The sequence below is a fragment of the Shewanella sp. K8 genome (genome assembly GCF_028823715.1).
In the GTDB taxonomy this organism is placed as follows: domain Bacteria; phylum Pseudomonadota; class Gammaproteobacteria; order Enterobacterales; family Shewanellaceae; genus Shewanella; species Shewanella algae.
Map to the genome: position 1 here is coordinate 1 of NZ_JAPEHY010000052.1, position 20,693 is coordinate 20,693.

General features: G+C 53.0%; 19 protein-coding genes. 7 read left to right on the forward strand and 12 right to left on the reverse strand.

Annotation, left to right across the window (positions count from 1 at the left end; translation table 11 throughout):
• Window positions 1-567 precede the first annotated feature (567 nt).
• Complete coding sequence (locus ON072_RS19920; protein ID WP_144380448.1) at window positions 568-1,821, reverse strand: valine--pyruvate transaminase; 1,254 nt, start codon at window positions 1,819-1,821, stop codon at window positions 568-570.
• A 265-nt stretch (window positions 1,822-2,086) separates the two neighbouring features.
• Here ON072_RS19920 and ON072_RS19925 point away from each other — a divergent pair, with 265 nt between their 5' ends.
• Window positions 2,087-2,395, forward strand: a complete 309-nt coding sequence (locus ON072_RS19925; protein WP_025012006.1) for a hypothetical protein — start codon at window positions 2,087-2,089, stop codon at window positions 2,393-2,395.
• A 37-nt stretch (window positions 2,396-2,432) separates the two neighbouring features.
• Here ON072_RS19925 and rlmM read toward each other — a convergent pair whose 3' ends face one another.
• The 6 genes from rlmM to ON072_RS19955 all read right to left on the reverse strand — a co-directional run bounded on the left by rlmM (window position 2,433) and on the right by ON072_RS19955 (window position 7,184).
• A complete protein-coding gene (gene rlmM, locus ON072_RS19930) occupies window positions 2,433-3,515 on the reverse strand; it encodes a 23S rRNA (cytidine(2498)-2'-O)-methyltransferase RlmM (protein ID WP_144380447.1) in 1,083 nt (360 codons plus the stop codon).
• A gap of 385 nt (window positions 3,516-3,900) precedes the next feature.
• Window positions 3,901-4,290 (reverse strand): DUF423 domain-containing protein, encoded by a 390-nt coding sequence (locus ON072_RS19935; RefSeq protein ID WP_025887273.1) that lies wholly within the window; start codon window positions 4,288-4,290, stop codon window positions 3,901-3,903.
• A 2-nt stretch (window positions 4,291-4,292) separates the two neighbouring features.
• Window positions 4,293-4,937, reverse strand: a complete 645-nt coding sequence (locus ON072_RS19940) for an alpha/beta fold hydrolase (RefSeq protein WP_096142763.1) — start codon at window positions 4,935-4,937, stop codon at window positions 4,293-4,295.
• Window positions 4,938-5,062: 125 nt separating this feature from the next.
• Window positions 5,063-5,554, reverse strand: coding sequence for a hypothetical protein (locus ON072_RS19945; protein WP_045283881.1), 492 nt, complete (start codon window positions 5,552-5,554; stop codon window positions 5,063-5,065).
• Window positions 5,555-5,560: 6 nt separating this feature from the next.
• Complete coding sequence (locus ON072_RS19950) at window positions 5,561-6,196, reverse strand: imm11 family protein (RefSeq protein WP_028781016.1); 636 nt, start codon at window positions 6,194-6,196, stop codon at window positions 5,561-5,563.
• A 76-nt stretch (window positions 6,197-6,272) separates the two neighbouring features.
• The gene (locus tag ON072_RS19955; protein WP_025887269.1) at window positions 6,273-7,184 is read right to left on the reverse strand and encodes a transcriptional regulator GcvA; all 912 of its coding nucleotides are present in this window, start codon (window positions 7,182-7,184) and stop codon (window positions 6,273-6,275) included.
• A 185-nt stretch (window positions 7,185-7,369) separates the two neighbouring features.
• Between ON072_RS19955 and ON072_RS19960 the strand changes: the two genes are divergently transcribed.
• Entirely contained in the window at window positions 7,370-7,648 is a 279-nt protein-coding gene (locus ON072_RS19960) for a hypothetical protein (protein WP_025887268.1), read from the forward strand.
• 67 nt (window positions 7,649-7,715) lie between these two features.
• On the opposite strand, the gene thiI is transcribed toward ON072_RS19960, so the two are convergent.
• From thiI to pomA, 3 genes are all read right to left on the reverse strand, one after another.
• Window positions 7,716-9,170 (reverse strand): tRNA uracil 4-sulfurtransferase ThiI, encoded by a 1,455-nt coding sequence (gene thiI / locus ON072_RS19965; protein ID WP_144380444.1) that lies wholly within the window; start codon window positions 9,168-9,170, stop codon window positions 7,716-7,718.
• A gap of 161 nt (window positions 9,171-9,331) precedes the next feature.
• Entirely contained in the window at window positions 9,332-10,267 is a 936-nt protein-coding gene (locus ON072_RS19970; protein ID WP_025887266.1) for a flagellar motor protein MotB, read from the reverse strand.
• A 4-nt stretch (window positions 10,268-10,271) separates the two neighbouring features.
• Window positions 10,272-11,039, reverse strand: coding sequence for a flagellar motor protein PomA (gene pomA / locus ON072_RS19975; RefSeq protein WP_025012015.1), 768 nt, complete (start codon window positions 11,037-11,039; stop codon window positions 10,272-10,274).
• Window positions 11,040-11,433: 394 nt separating this feature from the next.
• On the opposite strand from pomA, the gene xseB reads away from it, so the two are divergent.
• The 4 genes from xseB to ON072_RS19995 all read left to right on the forward strand — a co-directional run bounded on the left by xseB (window position 11,434) and on the right by ON072_RS19995 (window position 15,729).
• Window positions 11,434-11,673 carry an exodeoxyribonuclease VII small subunit gene (gene xseB, locus ON072_RS19980; RefSeq protein ID WP_025012016.1) on the forward strand — a complete coding sequence of 80 codons (240 nt, stop codon included), beginning with the start codon at window positions 11,434-11,436 and terminating at the stop codon, window positions 11,671-11,673.
• Window positions 11,674-12,555 carry a (2E,6E)-farnesyl diphosphate synthase gene (gene ispA, locus ON072_RS19985; RefSeq protein ID WP_025012017.1) on the forward strand — a complete coding sequence of 294 codons (882 nt, stop codon included), beginning with the start codon at window positions 11,674-11,676 and terminating at the stop codon, window positions 12,553-12,555.
• A 21-nt stretch (window positions 12,556-12,576) separates the two neighbouring features.
• Window positions 12,577-14,442, forward strand: coding sequence for a 1-deoxy-D-xylulose-5-phosphate synthase (gene dxs, locus ON072_RS19990; protein ID WP_144191629.1), 1,866 nt, complete (start codon window positions 12,577-12,579; stop codon window positions 14,440-14,442).
• Between the two features lie 162 nt (window positions 14,443-14,604).
• On the forward strand, window positions 14,605-15,729 hold the full coding sequence (locus tag ON072_RS19995) for a patatin-like phospholipase family protein (protein ID WP_025887263.1): 1,125 nt from the start codon (window positions 14,605-14,607) through the stop codon (window positions 15,727-15,729).
• A 7-nt stretch (window positions 15,730-15,736) separates the two neighbouring features.
• Here ON072_RS19995 and ON072_RS20000 read toward each other — a convergent pair whose 3' ends face one another.
• Together ON072_RS20000 and ON072_RS20005 are read right to left on the reverse strand one after the other, a co-directional pair.
• Window positions 15,737-16,675 (reverse strand): hypothetical protein, encoded by a 939-nt coding sequence (locus ON072_RS20000; RefSeq protein WP_274626159.1) that lies wholly within the window; start codon window positions 16,673-16,675, stop codon window positions 15,737-15,739.
• 156 nt (window positions 16,676-16,831) lie between these two features.
• Window positions 16,832-18,778, reverse strand: a complete 1,947-nt coding sequence (locus tag ON072_RS20005) for a monovalent cation:proton antiporter-2 (CPA2) family protein (protein WP_234500710.1) — start codon at window positions 18,776-18,778, stop codon at window positions 16,832-16,834.
• Between the two features lie 188 nt (window positions 18,779-18,966).
• Between ON072_RS20005 and dgcS the strand changes: the two genes are divergently transcribed.
• Entirely contained in the window at window positions 18,967-19,854 is an 888-nt protein-coding gene (gene dgcS, locus ON072_RS20010; protein WP_306440256.1) for a diguanylate cyclase DgcS, read from the forward strand.
• The last annotated feature ends 839 nt before the right edge of the window (window positions 19,855-20,693 follow it).

Consider the following 20,693-nt stretch of genomic DNA (forward strand, 5'->3'; position numbering starts at 1 on the left):
CCTTTGTAAAGCAGCTCAAGTACAAGGAACTTTGATTCCGGAGGGATGATATGCACAAGGGCGCGGTTCTCATTAAGGCCAGAGGATAAAGGTCCTCATAAACAGGTCGGATATACGTACGCAGTATTACTTCTGTTACCCATAAAAGCGTTGATATGATCGAGGTGTACATATATGTACTTGCAGCGAGTCACAGGATCGCCTGTGCATAAGCCTGCGGCAGGCAATAAGAAACAGTCATAACCGGAAGCCCAACCTATGTTATTTGGCTATTTCGAGCTAAAAGCTATGTTAGCAGCTGTGCCAGCGCCCTAATCGTGAAGCAAGTACATTCATGCACAACGGCCTGTTCGCCATCCCTGACTCTTGGCGACAGCGCGGGGGAATTGGTGTCATTCTGTAATGGTGGATTTGGTTTAAACTTTTGACGTACCAACAGACATACGCCTGTGCGAAGTGCGCCGTAGGAGATGGACTCCTCTGAGACTGAAGCGAAATATGATCCATATGCCGTAGCAGAGTTGCTTAAAACTCACAGCAAGCAACTCTGCGATAGTAGCCTTGGTTTCAACCAAGCTGTGCCCAGGCCTTATTAACCTCTTCGGCGATGATTTCAATGCCGCGGCGCATCAATTCAGGTTGTTGCACATAGTTCATCCGAATACACTCACCGGCGTGTGGCCACTCTTCGGCCAGTCCGAAGAAGAAGTACTCTCCTGGCACCACCAACACGCCCCTGGCTTTCAGGCGTCGATAGAGTTCCATGGCACTGATGGGCAGGCCTTCAAACCAGAGCCAGAGGAAAATCGCACCCTCGGGTTTATGAATTCTGAATCTGGAGTCCGGCAGAGCCTGTTGCAGCATGGCCACGGTTTGCTGCGCCCGCTGCAGATAGAAAGGCCGCACCACTTCATTGCCGAGCCGCAGCATATCACCACGGGCTATCATCTCTGTCGCCATCGCCGGGCCCATGCTGCCCGGTGCCAGTGAAATAATACCGTTGATATTGGTCAGCGCCTGGGTGATGGCTTCGTTGGCTATCACTATGCCGCAGCGCAGTCCCGGCAGCCCCAGCTTGGAGAGACTCATGCACAGCACAGTGTTGTCGTTCCAGAAAGGAGTCACATCCTCAAACAGAATATTGGGGAAAGGTGAGCCATAGGCGCAGTCGAGGATCAGCGGGATCTCGTGCGCTCTTGCCAGCTTATCCAGCTTATCAACCTCTTCATCGGTCAGCACATTGCCTGTGGGGTTAGTCGGCCGTGAAACACAAATGGCGCCGATATCGGCATCGACTTTAAGCCTTTCAAAGTCGATGTGGTATTTGAACAAGCCGCCATCCAGCTTGGTAATTTCCGGCTTGAAGGTACGAAACAGTTCGTCTTCCAGACCGGCATCACTGTAGCCAATATACTCCGGAGCCAGCGGCAGTAAGATCTTGCGTTTTTGCCCCTCGGCAGTAGTACCGGCAAACAGGTTAAACAGCGCGAAAAAGGAGCTCTGGCTGCCGTTGGTGAGGCTGATATTGTTTTTGGTTAGCGACCAACCGTAGGTATCGTTCAGCAGCTTGGCCAAGGCATTGAGAAAGACATCTTTTCCCTGCGGGCCATCATAGTTGGTCATGGCCGCGAGCAACTCGCCCTTGGCCAACATATCGGCACTAAGCTCGGTAAAATAGTCCAGCATGGAGGGGATGGCCGCCGGGTTACCGCCACCCAGCATAATCGCCCCCGGAGTGCGTAGCCCTTCGTTGAGATCATCCATCAACTGGGTGATACCTGTATAACGGTTAAACTTGTCACCAAACTTGGAAAACTGCATTACTTCTATCCGCAGACTCATATCAAGAAACAGAACTTATTTAGTAGCAGGAACCGCGGCAGATTACACCTTAAAAGTTTTTTAGTTGCGTGATACAACTCAATATTTACCAAGCTTAAATGGCTGCAAGCACCCAAGTAAGAGTTGCATGGTCATTTGAGAGCAGATTTTTGTGCGCCAGCGAACATTTCGCCGACATCGACTTGTTGATCCATTATCAGGGGCACACACTTAAAAACAGGACAAGCAGCCAGAGGAGTAGCGGGTGTCAGCCTCAAAACTGAGTGAACTAAAGCAGCAACAGCAGAGTCTGCTGGAACAGGAATTGATGCGGGAACAAGCCGGTTCCCTAGGCGTTGCCGGCAAGAAGCTGGAACAAGCACTGCAGGATTACCGGCGCCACCATCACTTGTCACCGAGAAAGAAAGCCGAGTACGTTAGCCTAGTGGCCGATGCCGTCTATAACCTGATGTTGACCCGGGAGCTACTCGGCTTTGTTGACGGCAATCTTGAGTGGGTTTGCGGCCAGTATGACATCCCGGATGCCGTGCTACAGCAGTTGGCCTTGAGCTGAAAAGCATCAAGGCCCGCTTGGGGCCTCGAGTACCAACTCACCAAGGAGAGTTGGGCCGCAGCCACAGGTGCACAGTCACTTCATCCCTGTCGTGATAGAGGTGTTTACAGGCCAGCTTAAACTCTGTGATGCCGTTTTCTTTGAGAATGGCCTGCATATTTTCCAATATGGTGCTCACCTCTTTATAACGGCTCTTCATCGGCAGTTTCAGGTTAAAGATAGCCTCTTTGAACCAGCCATTGATGGTCCAGGCTTCCATCAGCTCGGCCACCCTGGCCGGTTTTTCCACCATGTCACACACCAGCCAATAGATGTTCTTGCGCTTGGGCTCGAAACGGAAACCGTCGGCCTGGAAGTGAGTTACCTGGCCGGTTTCCATCAATCCTGCATCCATGGGGCCATTGTCGACGGCCGATACAAACATGCCGCGGCGCACCAACTGATAGGTCCAGCCGCCGGGACAGGCGCCGAGATCCACGGCGTTGAGGCCGCTGCGCAAACGCTCTTCCCGCTGCGGCTCGGGAATAAAGTGATTGAAGGCCTCATCCAGTTTCAAAGTCGAGCGGCTGGGCGCATCGGCGGGAAACTTGAGCCTGGGGATCCCCATAAAAAACGGTGACGAGTTATGGCTGTAGGAATAACCGGCGAACGCCTTGCCCGGTGCCACAAAGCACACATGGATTATCGGCCGCTTGGGGTTTTCCTTGGCCAGCAGAGTACCGCTCTGTTTCAAAGACTGACGCAGCGGCACGGTAAACTTGCGGCAGAAGGTGAGCAGCTCTTTGGCTTCGTTGGTATCCGGTGTTTCGACCCTGAGTTCACCGCCCCTGCTGATATCTTCAAGTGCGGCGGTAATTGGCCCTACCCTGTCTTCGGGGGGCAGGTCACTGAGCAGATCGCCGCAGACAAACATCTGCCGGGCGAAGATCAATGAGTCCAGCGCCAGTTCCTGTGCCAGGGTGTCGGCTTCCCCTTCGGCAAAACATTGAAAGATCACATAGGCATCGTTGTTATTGGCCTTGACGAAACCACCGACATTGAGCAGTGCCGCCCGATTTTGGATCTCGGCCGCGCACTCTTTTTCATAGCCGGCACGACAAAACAGAAACAGGTTGTTCATTGGTATTTCCAAACAGTGAATCTTACCGGAAAGCCTCCGGCAACTGGCGAAGGCGCGAGTATACCATAGCATTGTGCGCAGGAGTTGCCTGACTCGGTGAGAATGAAAAGCCAAGCATGCCAGGCTTGTAAGAAAGCTCAGGCTAAATTGACCTCGGCCTGCAGCGCGTATCGGCCCATTCACCCTGCCCTTCGGCAATTGGGAACAAAACACCCGCCACTTGGGCGGGTGTTTACCAGGGCAGGCCTGCGGACTATCTACTTAAATAGCCATCTCTTTAAATAGCTATCTCTCTAGAGGGCTATCTCTTCAGGTGACAGTTTTAAGCAAACAATGGCTTTAGTAAACAATGGCTTTAGTAAATAATGGCTTTAGCCAACCAGACTTATAGCCCGGTTTCATCCATGCGGTGGCGCCATACCGCTGCCGCCAACAATAACCAGCCTACCAGGAAGCAGCTGCCGCCGAGAGGGGTTACCATGCCCAGCCACTTGGTGCCGGTCAAGGCATACAGATACAACGAGCCGGAGAACATAAAGATTCCGGCGATAAACAGCCCCGCCGCCCAGTCAATCAGACGCGACTTGAACCAGTGACCGGCAAAGGCCAGGGTGATCAAACCAAAGGTGTGATAGAACTGATATTCAACCCCCAGGTTGAATATGGCGATCAACTCGGCAGGTGCAATGGTCTTGAGTCCATGGGCGCCAAAAGCTCCCAGTGCAACGGCAAAGAAACCACTGATAGCCGCCAGTAACAATAACCCCTTACGCATAACTAACTCCCGATAAATAAAAGTGATTCTTTCACGGCATCCTGCAGGTTAGCCTTAAGATCCGTTCCGGACGACTTGCGCGGCACAAAACTATGATCTCCGTCGGTAATAAAGCGTACTTTGGCCTGCTCGGGCAGCGCCCAGGAGGCCAACTGCTCGCGCTTGCCGAAACTGTCGCGCTCGCCCTGCAAAATAAGCAGAGGCGAGGCACACTCCCACAAGGGCTCAAGTCTGGGCTCGGTCTTCTTCGGCGGCAAAAACGGATAACCAAGACAGATAACGCCGCTGGGGGTCATCGCCAGTTTATCATTGGCCGCCAGCATGGCCGCCATCCGCCCGCCCATGGATTTGCCCATCAAAAATAGTCGCTTGGGCGCAAACTCGGCAACCGCTGCTGCCAAGGTCTGCTCGAAGGACTGCAACAGCGCAGGTGCCCGGTCCGGCGGGCGCCGCTTGCCATCCTCGCCGCGCTTGACCATGTAAGGAAAGTTAAACCTCAGCACGCTCGGGCCGCTGGCGGACAACAGCGTGGCATAATCTGCCATAAAGTCGCTGTGCATATCGGCACCGGCGCCATGGGCGAACAACACCAGAGTGTCACTGTCCTTACCTTTATCCAGCAACCAGTTAGTATTCAAATTCATCATCAGCCCTGTCCGAAGATACAATAATTTTCATGCTTGGGTTCGAATAAACCACAATATTAAATACCGTACTTCCCTGACAAATCAATTTATTAAAAAAGTAGCGTTAAAAAACGACCAAGCGGTAATTATATATCTCTTACCCATACCGTTTTTACATGTTTTTTCAATAAATCAATCACACTTTGATGAATAAACACCAAGCCAAAGTCCTCTTCCAGTTTAAATATTAACCTTTGTTCCACAGGAATATTTTCCAGCTTAGAAAAATCGAACTCTGTCGAGTCAGTATCTAACCAATTCAACTTACCAAATTGCTTTTCTTTATCCGTCAATCTGTACGTCTGCTGGATATAAGGCATTCGATAGTTGTCATATACCTCGAGTTGTTCATCCGAAGGTTGACTTGGCGAATTGTCAACACGAGCATCCAGCCATTCAACACCATGCTGCACCAATGGCTCCAGTTTGGATGCTATATCACCAATAATGAACAGCTTTGGAGAAAAGGTCATTTCCAATAACAGATCCGGTGCTGCAGCACCTACTGGTGCAGGTGTTTGTTGGAATGGGAAAGTATCCATATTTTGTTTAGTGAGTATCGAGTATTCATCTTTCACTTACTATTATCTCCTTGGTGCTTCATCATCGACATCAAACTTAAAAGCGGTCAGTCCACAAGCTAACCCCTGTAGAGCGATATTATAGAGCTCATCATATACTTCTGAAGAAAAGAAAAAGTTATTGGTACCTTTAACCCTGAAAATGTGTCTGCGGTTCATGGGATAAGACTCGAGCTTTTCTCGGTCAAGATACAATTTACTAACTATGATTGAATGAAAAGGCTTCTGCTCTTCCAATGGCACATCGTAGCCGTGCTTTTTGGGATCATAATGCCTGATAACGTTTTTTATAACTGACTTGTCTTCATCCAATACATCCAACTCGTTATTTATCGCGATAATATATCGCTGCTGAGTCGACAGACCATCCATGCACTGTAATCTATTGGGCAAAAAAGCGACGCCATATGGGTCAAAGCTCATAAAAACGTCTGCTATAGGTTTGGTAACGCTTAAATCCCCTGAGTTTGTGATATCGAAAACTGCTTCTGAATAACTGTCTTCGTCCTCCCAAATAACCGCACTCAATGCGCTCACTGGAATGTAGTCCATGTCTTCGTACAGGTGCTCTCTGTTATCAGAGCAACTAAACATGGCATCACTCTCTTCCGTGTTTTCGTTTATGTAAGCCAGTTCCATCAAAGTTCCCTATAAACTGCAAGCTTTCACTTATTTGTAGTGCCTTCCTGTATATGCAGAGAAGCGTGTTACCGACTTATCCCGGCAACAATTCACTACGCGACTCCTCAGCAAACATATCCAGCATCCATTCGCGGAACGCGATGATTTTACCTAACTCGGCATGCTTTTGCTGGCACACCAGATAATAGGCATCTTTGCTGACCAGAACCTCTTGGAACGGACAGACCAAACGCCCGGCCTTGATGTCGGGGCGGGCGAGCACGCTGTAGCCCAGAGCAACCCCCTGGCCATGGGCCGCGGCCTGCAGTACCAGAGATGAGTGGCTGAATATCGGCCCCTGGTTCACATTGACATCCGTTACGCCGCATTGGCGGAACCAGGCCTGCCAATCATGACGGCTCATATCGTGCAGCAGGGTATGATATTTAAGATCGGCAGGCTTTTCCAATGGCTTGGGGCCGTTGAGCAGCATTGGCGAGCATACGGGGATCAACACTTCGTTGCGCAGTTTGTCGGCCCTGAGCCCGGGCCAGTTACCCTGACCATAGTAAATTGCCACATCCACATCGTCGGACAAGGCGCTGAACTCGGCATCCACCGCCTTGATCCGCACATCGATATCGGGATTCTTCTCACTGAATTTTGCCAGACGCGGCACCAGCCACTGAATGGCAAAGCTGGGCGACATGCTGACGGTCAAGGAACCCACGGCGCTACGAGCCAGCAGCCGGTCAGTGGCATCCGACAGTTGGGTAAAAATATCCTTGATATCGAGGAAGTAGCTTTGCCCCTCTTCGGTCAGTAGCAGCGAGCGGTTCTTTCGGCGAAATAATTTTAATCCCAGAAAGTCTTCCAGCGCCTTGATCTGATGACTCACTGCGGCCTGGGTAACGAACAGTTCTTCGGCGGCGCGGGTAAAGCTCAAATGCCTTGCTGCTGCCTCGAACGCCTTGACCGCATTCAGCGGAGGGAGTCGTTTTGACATAGTGATCCACTTCTCATTTTTTAATTAGTTTTTCTAATCCAGATTGTTACATTTTATCGTTTGTTAAAGCCAGCGCTTTTGGTTAAATTTTGCGCCGAAAAGTTGAATATTCAGACAATCTCTGAGCAGTCGAAGGGAAGGTCTGACACTGGCACTCAGTGCCCGTTCTCACCCGGAGGCATCCCATGTTGAACTTTAAATCCGCTTTTGTGCTCCTGCTGTTTGGCATGAGCACCAGCGCCGTGGCTGCGGAAAGTCTTTCTGCACCGGCGCAAACTCGTCCTCTGCCACGAGTTGCTGTCGAAGCCCCTGCGGTGCAGATAGACTTTAAACTGCTTGAGCAGGAGCTGAGCCGTAACATTGCCGCCAACAGCGAAGAGCTCAGAACCCATGCGCTGGACGAGCCGACACTGCTGTTGGCCGAAGACGCTGCAGCCAGTCCATCAAAGGTTCAGCTTAACTGAGTCCCATTGGATTTCGCTGAGCGTCAGCAGCAAAAAAGCCGCTTCGAGAGAGGCGGCTTTTTGTTTATCAGGGGCGGTAAACCTTGACGTTACCGTGCCCTTGCTCCTGAAGGTAGAGCGCCTGCAGTTTACTCATAACGCCGCGATCGCAATAGAGCAGATAGGTCTTGCTGCTATCGAGCTCGGCAAAGGCGCTGGCCAACTTGAAGAAAGGAATATGAACTATCTCGACACCTTCCAGTTGCAGCGGCTTGCTCTCTTCCTCTTCCGGCGCCCTGATATCCAGCACCACTTCCCCCTGACCGACACTGGCGACGGTTTCGGTTTCCGTTACTTTGGTATCCATGTCGGTTGCTATCTCCCGAATATCCATGACCACGGCATCGGCGATGATCCGGTCCAGCAGATCTTCGGAAAACTTGGTTTCCTCGGCTTCAACCTTGGACAACACCGCCTTGACCGTGGGTTTTTGTGAAATCACGCCGCAGTATTCAGGCATGGACTTGGCAAAGTCTTCCGTACCTATCTTGCGGCTCTCGTTGATGATGTCCTGCTTGTCCATGGTGATCAAAGGTCTGAGGATCAGGGTATCGACACAGCGGTCAATCACATTGAGGTTGGTCAAGGTTTGGCTGGATACCTGTCCCAGGCTCTCACCTGTGACCAGTGCCTGAACCCCCATACGTTCCGCCACCCTGGCGGCGGCGCGCATCATCATCCGCTTGAGTATGACGCCCATCAAGCCATTGTCTATACGCTCGAGGATTTCGGCCACTACGGGCTCAAAGGGAACGGTCACAAACTTGACTTTATGCGACTCGCCATAGGTCTTCCACAAATGGTGCGCCACCTGCTTGACCCCTATTTCGTGCTGGGCACCGCCCAGGTTGAAGAAGCAGTAGTGGGTACGGGAACCCTTTTTGATAAATTGGAAACTGGACACCCCTGAATCAAAACCGCCGGAGATCAAGGACAGCACATCTTCCTGGGTCGCGATCGGAAATCCACCAAGTCCGGGGATCTTCTTCTCCACCAGGTAGAGTTTGTCGTTGTTGATCTCCAGATTAATGGTCATATCCGGGTCTTTGAGGCGCACACCGGCCGCTTCGGTAAACTGGTTCAGGCCACCACCTACGTAACGCTCCACATCCTGCGAACTGAAGTCGTGCTTGCCGCTGCGCTTGGCGCGGACACAGAAGGTCTTACCCGCCAGCTCGTCGGCATACACCTTGAGCGCATGCTGGTAGATATCATCAACGGTTTCAAAGCTGTATTCATTGACCTGGCTGATGGTAGAAATCCCGGGAATACAAGCCAGACGCTCGGCAAAAACTTGTTTTAGCTGGGGTTTGTCTTTGGGAACCTGCACCATAATCCGATCCCACTGGCGGGTAACGGCAGCGTCTTCATCCACTTTTTTGAGTACATTGCGGATATTGGACTCGAGCATCTTGGTAAAACGCATTCTTACCGGTTTGCTCTTCATCATGATTTCTGGATACAGCTTTACGATAAACTTCATGGGGATCCCGAGGAAAAAAAGTTCAAACAGCAATCGTGGGATTATAACAAAGACCCGCTAGCTGGCACAGAGATTTGCCACTCCAAAGCCGTGCCCGGATTGCAGAAGCATAAAAAAAGCAGCCGTTTTCAGGCTGCTCTGATTCTGATGATACTGCGCCATCAAAGATTGGGATCGACTTCAATCTCATCAGACTCTTTGGCCTTGCCCTGCTCAATGGAGATTTCCACCCTGCGGTTACGGGCGCGATTCTCCGGCGAGTCGTTGGGCACCAAAGGCGCAGTGGAAGCCATGCCCACCACTTTCATTCTGCTGGCATCAAAGCCGGGCACCTTGACCAATTCGTGGGCCACTGCCACCGCCCGCTGGCTGGACAGGTCCCAGTTGGAGCTGTACAGCTCATTGCTTATCTGCATGTCATCCGTGTGGCCGGAGACTGTGATTATCCCGGGTACATCTTTGAGTAGCTCGCCAACCGCCTGCACCACAGGTTTGAACCTGGGTTGCAGGAACCCCGAACCTGAGGCAAAGGCGCCCTTCTCCCGAATACGGATGATAATCTGCTGCCCCAGAGACTCGATTTCAATAGCGCCGTCCACTATCTCTTTGTTGAGCGCCTCGGCCATCTTCTTGACCTGCTCGTTAATCTGATCCTGAGCCGCCTGCTGTTCCTGGGTCTTCTTGTCTTCGGCCTGCTCCTGCGCCGTGGCCGAAGCCTCGCCGCCACGCTGCTCGCCCCTTTGCTGCTGCACGCCACCGGCACTGTCGTCATCCCCTTCCTGATACTCGAGGATCTGCTGGGTCATCTCGTTGGTTTGCTGGTTGATTATTTCAATCGGGGTGGGATCCGGGCGTCCGGGGCGGAACTCCAGCGCAATCACTGAGGTGCCTTTGGGAATATCTTTCACTTCAACCTTGTTCTGCACCCCGAAGGCGTATTTCATCGAGCCGGCTATCTGTTTGAACTTCATGACATCCATTTCGGAGAAGGCCAGCAGCAACACGAAGAAACACATCAGCAGCGACATCAGGTCGGCAAAGGTTGCCAGCCACATGGGTGCGCCGGGTGGCGGACAATCACACTTGGGCTTGGCCATAGTGTTACTCTCCGTCCGTTGTATCTATTTTGCGCTGCTTCTCAGACAGGTAATTTTTGAGGAAGCCCTCAATCACCCTGGGGTTCTGGCCATCCTGAATCGCCAGTACAGCGTCCATAATCAGGTTGCGGTTGAGCATCTCTTCGTTCATCCGCAGCGCCAGCTTATCGGCAATCGGAATCGCCACCATGTTGGCAATAACCGCACCGTACAAGGTGGTCAGCAAGGCCACCGCCATTGCCGGGCCGATGGATTTAGGGTCATCCATGTTGGACAACATGGCCACCAGACCAATCAGGGTACCTATCATGCCCATAGCCGGCGCCACATCACCCAGCGCCTTGAAGATACTGATCCCCGCCTTGTGGCGCTCTTCGGTCAGCTGAATATCCTTCTCCAGTGCTTCACGCACCACATCGCCGTCGTGGCCGTCCACCAGCATGTCGACCGCTTTTTGCATAAAACTGTTGGAAATTTGCGCCTCTTCCAGCGCCAGGAAGCCCCCTTTGCGGGCGGCGTCGGCCATGGTGACCGACTGTTCAATCAACTCTTCGGGTTTGTCCAGTTTGAACATAAACGCCTTGGCGGCAATCTTGACCGCCCCCAAAAACTGCTTGAGGTTGAATTTCATCATCACCACAAACAGCGAACCTACCATCACAATCAATACCGAAGGCACATCAATAAAGATTGCAATGCCGCCACTGCTGACCATTGCCATGATAATAAAAGCAAAAGCACCTACCAGTCCTATCAGGGTTGCTAAATCCACAGTGGCTCCTCACCTCTAAAGCAGACCCGACACAGTGTGGCCGGGATCTCTATCCCATACAAGCCGATCCGCCTCAAAGGGTGATATAGGATCTTGGCTATTCGCAGGAGATGAATATGATAATTTTCAACAGTTTCTATTTTGAGTTATCGGACAGGGCTTAGGCAAGTTTAGGAAGATTTTAATTTTCTCCAAAAAAAATCAGCGACAAAGCGTGCTGTTGAGCAAATAACGGGCGCTTCAATTTGACCCTTATCGCGCCCTGATATACCTTGTGTCACGCTGAACATAACGCCAAGACACCTGCAGCCAATCCCCTCCCCTTATACCTTTGCACCGTGACAATCAGGTCGCAGGAATGGGCCGGCAACCAAGGTGCACCAAGGAAACCGATGTGGCTAAAAAACCCGAAAATCTGAGCTTTGAAGAATCTCTCAACGAACTGGAACGCATAGTCGCCGAGCTGGAACGCGGTGAAGTATCGCTGGACGATGCTCTCAAACAGTTCGAGCGTGGCATAGGTCTGGTGCGCAGCAGCCAGGCTAAACTGGAACAGGCGCAACAGAAAGTTGCCATACTGCTGGCCCAGGATCCCCAGGCGCCATTGAGCCCATTTGATGTCGAGGGTGAGTGAGTGTTAACCCAAGCTATTAACCAATACCAGCAGAGAGTCAATCAAAGGATTGGCACCATTCTGGACACCCTGGATGATACCGAGCCCAAACTCAAGGCTGCCATGCGACATGGTGCCCTGCTGGGCGGTAAACGTATTCGGCCGTTTCTGGTTTACTCTGTGGGCGAGATGCTCGGCGTTCCCCTTGAGCGCCTCGATGATTGCGCCGCCGCCATAGAATGTATTCACGCTTACTCGCTGATCCATGACGATCTGCCGGCCATGGACGACGATGCCCTGCGCCGCGGTCAGCCAACCGTGCATATCGCCTTTGACGAAGCCACCGCCATTCTGGCCGGTGATGCCTTGCAGACCTTGGCCTTTGAACTTATCAGCAGCGATATCGAGGGCCTCAGCGACCGCCAACACCTGCGCCTGGTGCAGTCGCTGGCCAAAGCCTCCGGCTACCGCGGTATGTGCGGCGGCCAGGCCCAGGATCTCAATGCCACAGACAAAGAGATCTCCCTTGCGCAGCTCACCGCCCTGCACAGATTGAAGACAGGTGCCCTTATCCGCTGCGCCGTCGAGTTTGCGGTAATTGCCGCCGATGTCGATGATAATGAAAGGCAGGCACTGCTGGAATACGCCGATGCCATAGGTCTGGCATTCCAGGTACAGGATGACATTCTCGATATCACCGGCAGTACAGAAGAGCTGGGTAAGCCCCAGGGGTCGGATCTCGACGCCAACAAGAGTACCTATCCTAAACTGTTGGGACTGGAGGGCGCCAAGGCCACAGCCCAAAAACTGCTGGAAGATGCACTATCAGCGCTGGCCAAATTGCCATACAATAGCCAGTTAATTGCCGAATTCGCCCGCTATATCGTTGAGCGAAGAGTATAAAAAGAGACAAAGTATCTCGTTATGAGTCTGGATATCACTCAGTTTCCTGTGCTGGCACAGGCCAATACCCCGGAAGAGCTGCGTCAGCTTCCACAAAGCCTGCTTCCTCAGCTGGCCGACGAGCTCAGGGAGTTTTTATTAAAATCTGTGGGCATGTCGAGCGGTCACTTTGCTTCAGGGTTAGGCACTGTAGAGCTGACCGTGGCGCTGCATTATGTCTACAACACCCCGTTTGACCGCCTGGTCTGGGATGTGGGTCATCAGGCCTACCCGCATAAGATTCTTACCGGTCGTCGCGATCGCATGCCTACCATACGCCAAAAAGGCGGCCTGCACCCTTTCCCCTGGCGGGAAGAGAGTGAGTACGACACCTTCAGTGTTGGTCACTCGGGCACCTCGATTTCGGCCGCGCTGGCAATGGCTGTCGCCGCCGATAAAGAGCAAGCCGGCCGTAAAGTGGTAGCCGTCATAGGCGATGGCGCCATGACAGGCGGCATGGTGTTTGAAGCCATGAACCACGCCGGCGATCTGCACAAAGACATGCTGATGGTGCTCAACGACAACGAGATGTCTATCTCGGAAAACGTCGGCGCCCTCAACAACCACCTGGCACAGCTGATGTCCGGCCGCTTCTACACCACAATACGTGAAGGCGGCAAGAAGGTACTCAAGGGCATGCCCGTCATCAAAGAGATGGCGCGCCGCACCGAGGAACACCTGAAAGGCATGGTGGTTCCGGGAACCCTGTTTGAAGAGCTGGGATTCAACTACATAGGCCCTATCGATGGCCACGATGTGGATGCCCTGGTGGAAACCCTGCGCAACATGCGCAGCCTCAAGGGGCCACAGGTACTGCATATCATGACCAAGAAAGGCAAAGGTTATGAGCCGGCAGAGAAAGATCCCATAGGCTGGCATGCGGTGCCCAAGTTTGACCCTTCACTGTTTTGCAAGCCGGCCACCAAGCCGGGAAAACCCAGTTTTTCCCAGGTGTTCGGCAAATGGCTGTGCGACATCGCCGCCAAGGATGACAAGGTACTGGGGATCACCCCGGCCATGCGTGAAGGCTCCGGCATGGTGGAGTTCTCCCAGAAATTCCCCGAGCAATACTTCGATGCCGCCATCGCCGAGCAACATGCTGTGACTCTGGGCGCGGGCTTTGCCTGTGAAGGCTATAAGCCGGTAGTGGCCATTTACTCCACCTTCCTGCAGCGCGGCTATGATCAGTTGATCCACGATGTGGCACTGCAGCGCCTGCCGGTGCTGTTTGCCATTGACCGTGGCGGCATTGTGGGCGCCGATGGCCCAACCCATCAGGGGGCCTTCGATCTCAGCTATCTGCGCTGCGTACCCAACATGGTGATAATGGCACCATCCGATGAAAACGAATGTCGGCAGATGCTTTACACCGGCTACTGCTACGATAAGGGCCCAAGCGCAGTGCGCTACCCTCGCGGCAGTGCGACCGGCGCCGAGCAGGTTGAAGAGATGACGGCGATGGCGATAGGTAAAGGCCTTGTCAGACGTCAGGGCAAACAGATTGCCATTCTCAACTTCGGCACTACCCTGGCTGCCAGCCTGGAAGCCGCCGAAACCCTGGATGCCACAGTCGCCGATATGCGCTTTGTCAAACCCTTGGATGAAGATTTGATCAGGGAACTGGCCGCCAATCACGACTTGCTGGTAACTGTGGAAGAAAACGCCATCATGGGCGGCGCCGGCAGTGGCGTGCTCGAGTATCTGGCCAGCCAGGGGATCTGCAAGCCTGTGTTGCAAATTGGCCTGCCGGATGAATTTATCAAGCACGGCTCACCGGAAGAGATACTGACTGAGCTCAAGCTGGATGCCAGTGGTATTCTCGAGCAGATCCAAAACCGGCTCGCATAAGATAAGCATCCGCTATCATTAAAAAAAACCGCCTCAGGGCGGTTTTTTGCTTCTCCGACCACTGTAAAGCCAGCTAGAGTTAAACTGAGCTAGCCAAGCAGTGGCGACAATACTATATCTTGGCATTCTCTTATGGTTCTGGGTTTTAGCAAAGGAGGCGCTGTGCCGGAAAGCAGGGCTTTGGTATTGGGGGGCGGTGGTGCCAGGGCGGCCTATCAGGTTGGGGTGCTCAAGGCATTGGTGCAGTTTTATCCCCGCAATCACGCCATTCCATTCAAGATTGTTTGCGGCACTTCGGCCGGCGCCATCAATGGTACCGCCATCGCCACCCATGCATCCTGTTTTCACCTTGGGCTGAGAAAACTGGAATGGATCTGGCGTAATATCCACACTGAGCGAGTCTACCGCGCCTCCAATACCGGCGTGCTGGCACACCTGGCCAAGATGGCCCTTCGTGGCATGCAGGGAGATCTGGTCAATACCGACGCCGGCAGTTTGCTGGACAATGAACCCTTGCGGCAACTGCTCAATGAGCTGATTAACTTCGAGCGAATCGATCGCAACATCCGCGGCGGCTCCCTGATGGCACTGAGCATTGACACCTCCTGCTACAACAGCTCGCGCTCCGTGACCTTCTTTCAGGCCCATAAGGAGCTGGAGAACTGGCAAAGGGCCAGACGCAGCGGCGAGCGCACCCGGTTGCACACAGAGCACCTGATGGCCAGCTCCGCCATTCCTTTGGTGTTCCCCTCAATTAAGCTGTCCCAGTCTTACTATGGCGATGGCTCAGTGCATCAATTGGCGCCGCTGTCCAGCCCGATACATCTGGGCGCCAAGCGGATCATGGTGATCAACCTGGACAGCCCACACAAGAACACGCCCCTTGAACTGGATTATCATCCCAAGACGGCCACCATTGCCGGTCATCTGCTGGATACCATCTTTTCCGATACCCTGAATTCAGATCTGGAGCGGCTCAGGCGCATCAACAGCACTCTGGCGCTGGTGCCGGAACAGAGCCGCCAACAGTTGGATTTGAGGCCGATTGATACCTTGGTGATTAAACCCAGTGAAGATCTCAGTGAGCTGGCCAAGCGTTACTATCAGGAGATGCCCTTCGCCATTCGTCGACTGCTGGCTTTGATTGGCATAGACAGCCAGTCGGACACCAGTATTGTGTCTTATCTGCTGTTTGAGAACGCCTACACAGGCGCCCTGATAGATTTGGGTTATCAGGATGCCATGTGCCAGATTGATGAATTGAAAGCCTTTTTCGATATCAGTTAAGCATGAGTCAGGCGAAAAAGATGAGTAGGGCCACCACCAGCAACACTGATACCAGAGTCACGGCAAAGGTTGGTGTGGAGCCTTGCTCCCGCTCATTGGTGGTAACGGCTATGTTCTCAGCCCCCTGCTGTAAACCATAGGAATCGCTCTCCGGGTTGTCGACTGTGGTTTGCACTATGTGGTGGCGCTGAAACTGAATAAAGGGCTGGTTTGGGTCACCGACATAGAGACGCACTTCCCCCGCTTCACTTCGGCTCACCAGCGGCGGCAGTATGGTCAGCGCATCCAGCTGATAATCCAGGGTCAAATCTTTCAGTTGGACAAGCGTATAGCCCAGCGCCTTGGCCTGATCCTGCAAGGCGGCCGACATCTCGTAGCTGGCCAGCTCGGCGTCGAGAACTACCAGCTTACCGGGTTTGCCTTCGGGCTGTTGCCACAGACAGTCGGCCAGCCAGATCCCCTTGAGTGAGGCGTAACGGGCAAACAGTGCTTCCACCAGCTCCCAGGCGTCGGCCTCTCCGGTGAGCCAAGGGCTGATTTCCACATTGTTAACCCGCAGCACGCAGTCCTCACCATTGAGGCGCGCTGCCATATAGCTCAGGTAGGCTTGCTGATCTTCCACCGGCAGCACGAGTTTGCCCGCCAGCTCCAGCAACAGCACCTCATTGAAATGAGCTGTCAGAATAAGCCGTTGCCAGTGCATAGGTTTGAGATAGTAATCCGCCGGTTGTTTAAGATTCTCTGCAAGCACCCGGCTCGCCTCCTGCTCCTCCATCATGGGAAGGTAGGCATAACAATGACTGGCCTCTTCATTGCCATCGATATTCACCGGCAGGATCAGCGGCACATCGCCATCACGGCAAAACAGCAGCTGCTGGGTAGAAGTCAAAATCTCAAACAGTTCCTCGAACGAGATATCGAGGCCATCATTACTGTCATGGGTCACGGTTGCCAACTCCTTGTAGGTCACTCGGGTTTGCGCTTAATCAGGAAAAGTCGCTGCAACATGCAGCCAAGCAGTCCTTCCCGGCATTCAGCTCCACAAAGGTCGCAGAGTACCCCATTTAACGTGCAAATAAAACCAACGCCAGCGGCCGGGCAATCAGCCTTGAAGCAAAATAACTTCGGCTTTCTCCACCCTTCTGGGCTTGCCGCGAATAAGCAAGGTATCACCGGCGCGGAACTGCCAATCTTCATCCGGCGGCTCGTACTCCCTGCCGCCGCGGCGTACTGCTCTCAGTTCCACCCTGAGCTGTTGCCAGGGGATCTCGGCACTGAATTTTCCCACGGCGCTGGCGCCTCTTGGCAGAGCCACTGCATGCAGTAATTCGAGAGAGAAGTCGGCTTCCTCACCGGAAAAGAAACCGTGCAGATACTGATAATGATTGCGCCGCTCCGACTCCAGCCGTTTGAGGATCCGCGACAAGGGTACCCCTGACTGATACAACACCTGAGATACCAGCATCAAGCTGCCTTCCAGAGTTTCCGGAATGACCTGACTGGCACCGGCCTGCTCCAGTTGTTCAAGCTCGCTGTCATCCCGGGTTCGCACCATGATCCGCGCCTCGGGCGCCAATTGCCGGCACAGCACCAAGGCCTCTTCCAACTGCGGCTGCTCGCAAAAGGTCAGCACTATACTCTTGGCGTGGCGCACGTTGGCTTGTTTGAGCAAACTGCGCTTACAAACATCGCCGAAATACACAGGCTCTCCGGCCCGGCGCGCCTCGGCAACCCGGGAGGGATCCCGGTCGAGGGCAATAAAAGGGATAGCTTCGGCCTTGAGAAACCGCCCTATGGTCTGCCCAACCCGGCCATAACCCAGCAGCAAAACCAGATCTTGCTGGGGATCCAAAGGCGGCAGGTTTTCTGCCGGTTCAGGCCTGGGTTTAAGGCCCTGCAGCAGCCTGGCTATGTCTATGCTATGACGCACCAATGCCGGCGCCAGTGCCATCGACAGTACGGCAACCATCACCAAAGTGTTACTGACACTGGGGGCCAACAATTGATAACTCACCGCCAGGGCCAGCAACACGAATGAAAACTCCCCCACCTGCGCCAAACTGAGGCCGGTGGACATGGCCACCCTGAAAGGCTCTTTAGCCAGCCTCAGCAGGGCAAAGACTATCGCCGTCTTGCCGATAATTACCGCCAACAGCAACAGTAAAATTTGCCACCAATAGGCCAGCACCAGACTGAAGTCGAGCAACATACCTATGGAGATAAAGAACAGTCCCATCAAGAGATCCCGAAACGGGCGAATATCCGCCTCCAACTGGCGCCGGTACTGGCTCTCCCCCAGAAGCATCCCGGCCATAAAGGCCCCCAATGCCATGGACAACCCCAGCCACTGGGTAAAGGCGCCGGTCAAGAGCGCTACCACCAGAGTCGATAACACAAACAGCTCGTTGGAGCGGGAACGGGCAACTTCATCAAACAATTTGGGCAGAGCCCACTTACCAAAAGCCATCAGCACAATAAAAGCCAGGATCCCCTTTCCCAGAGCTGCCCCAAGCTGCAGGGCAGTCAAAGGCTCGCTGCCATCGGCAAGCAAAGGCAGCAGAATAAGCAAGGGCACCACGGCCAGGTCCTGGAACAGCAACACACTGACCGACAGTTCGCCATGGCGGCGCTTGAGCCAGCCCTTGTCGTTGAGCAGTTTCAGCACTATGGCGGTGGAAGACAAGGCTGTCACTGAACCTATCACCAGCGCCTGAGTCACGTCGCTGATAAAGAGTAATCCGGCCCCCATGGCCAGCAAGGTGGTCAATACCACCTGAGCACTGCCGAGGCCAAATACAGTGCGGCGCATGGCCCAGAGCCTGGGTACAGAAAACTCCAGTCCCAGGGTAAACATGAGTAGCACCACCCCAAGTTCGGCCACCGACTGCATCTGGTGCTGCGAAAACCAATTGAATCCGGAAGGACCGCTGATAACCCCCGTCAGCAGGTAGGCCAGAATAGCGGGCAAGCCTATACGCCTGAGCAAGGCTATCGCCGCTATGGCAATAACCAGCATCAAGAGGATCTGGATAAAGAATCCATGTTCCATGCGCACTCCCCTGCTCTCTAAGGTTCAATTCATTATTTTGCCAGCGTCAAATACTTGTCACATTAACATTGTCTGTAACACTCCTAAGCTTAACTCAATGAGATCTATATACAAATCAGACAAAAGCCTATCGGGCACGCATTTTGCATTGTAACAGTCGTGAAAGGTTCTGCCTTATTGGAGTATTTATGATGGACTTTGGTCTGGCAACAGAGTTTTACCCTGAAGACTATCAGTATCTGTCTGATCAACCTCAGGCTATCCGTCCCAAGATGGATCTGCTGCAGGCGGTTCAGCGGTTGCATGCGAGTCTCGATCCCCGGACAGTATTTGCCTGCTATGGCAAACTGCTGCAACAATATTTGCCGGTACAGGGAGTACAGCTGCGACTGAAAGGACATCAATTTCATTGGGGGCGTACTTCTCAAAGTACGGTGAGCAGAGAACTGGTCAGTAAACTGGGCACCGCCAAGCTGCGCTACCGGTTGCAAAGGGTGTTGAGCCCGGTGGAGCAAGCAGAGCTTGAGCAGATAGAAGCCCTGCTGTCACAGCCGCTGTTCAACGCCATCGCCTATTCGCAGATGTCGGAGCAGGCGATGTTTGATTCCCTGACCGAGCTTGGCAACCGCCACTATTTCGGTCAGTGTATCCGTACCTCGCTCGCCAGAGCCGGACGGGCTCACAGCCCGATATCTCTGGTGGTGCTTGATCTGGATAATTTCAAGCAGCTCAACGACAGTCTCGGCCACAAGTTTGGTGACAGAGTGCTGACTCAGTTCGGCAAGCTGCTTAAGTGTGGCATCCGCAATGCCGACCAGGCTTTTCGCATAGGTGGCGACGAGTTTGTGGTATTGGTGGAAGGCAATCTGGAGTCGGCAGTACGTATGAGCGAGCGCCTGCTCGAAATGCTCGCCAACGAGACCCTGTTTCACCGCCACGGCATCGCCTGCAGCATAGGCATAGCCGCCTGGAGCGCCGGAGTAAATCAGGATCAACTGTTTGAACAGGCCGACCGTGCACTTTATCGCGCCAAGGCCGCCGGCCGTAACAGATATTGTATCGCGACCCGCGACTGAGACTAGCCGGCGATTGACTAGCCCGCGATTGAGACTAGTAAGTCGCGGCGCATTGCCCCTCGATTTGCCCCTAGACCAAGAGGACTCTCTTGGTTTTCATTTCGACCGCGCGGATTTGGCACTCAAATCCATCTGGGGCTCGTGCTCATAGGTGTATTCGCCCTTAGCCACGTTATTTGCACCAACGGCTGTCGGCGACATCGAGGGGGAAAGTCGGTGCCATTCTGCAAAAAAGCGTTGCTTGAAATTGCTTATATACTCACAGACATACACCTAATTTCCAGGCTCTGGTTCTAGTTCTGGTGGGACTGTGACCGTCAAAAACAGGGAAGAATGCAAACACTCAGTCAATTCTGCTTCAAAAACAAACCAAATCAGGGTTTTGTTGCATTTGTCAAAACTTGACCTTTGGCTAATTGTTTTCACATTCAATGCTAGCTATTGTATAACTAATTCAAACGCTTAGCTTTAGCACTTTCTTAAGCTTAAGGCCGAAAGCAACACTTTTCCGTTTTCAGCGGAATGCGGGGACGAACAGAGTTTGGACCCGTGCGGTAGCCATGGCTTTACTTAACGTTTTTTGTAAGACCTGGGTTTTAGGGCCCTTGATTTTAAGGCCCTTATTTGCAGGGCTTGAAGCGCTCATGGTAAGTGCCTAAGAACTGATTTTCTATACAGTATTATTGACGTTCTAGGAAAAATGCCGGAAATTTGCAGCTAAGTTTGCGCGTTATTTCTGTAACATTTTAGAAAATACTATTAAATTCATAACGTTAAAAAATACAGCTGGTAGATAATAGGTTTGGAAACCGCGCATGCGCGTTTAGCTGCAAGGGATA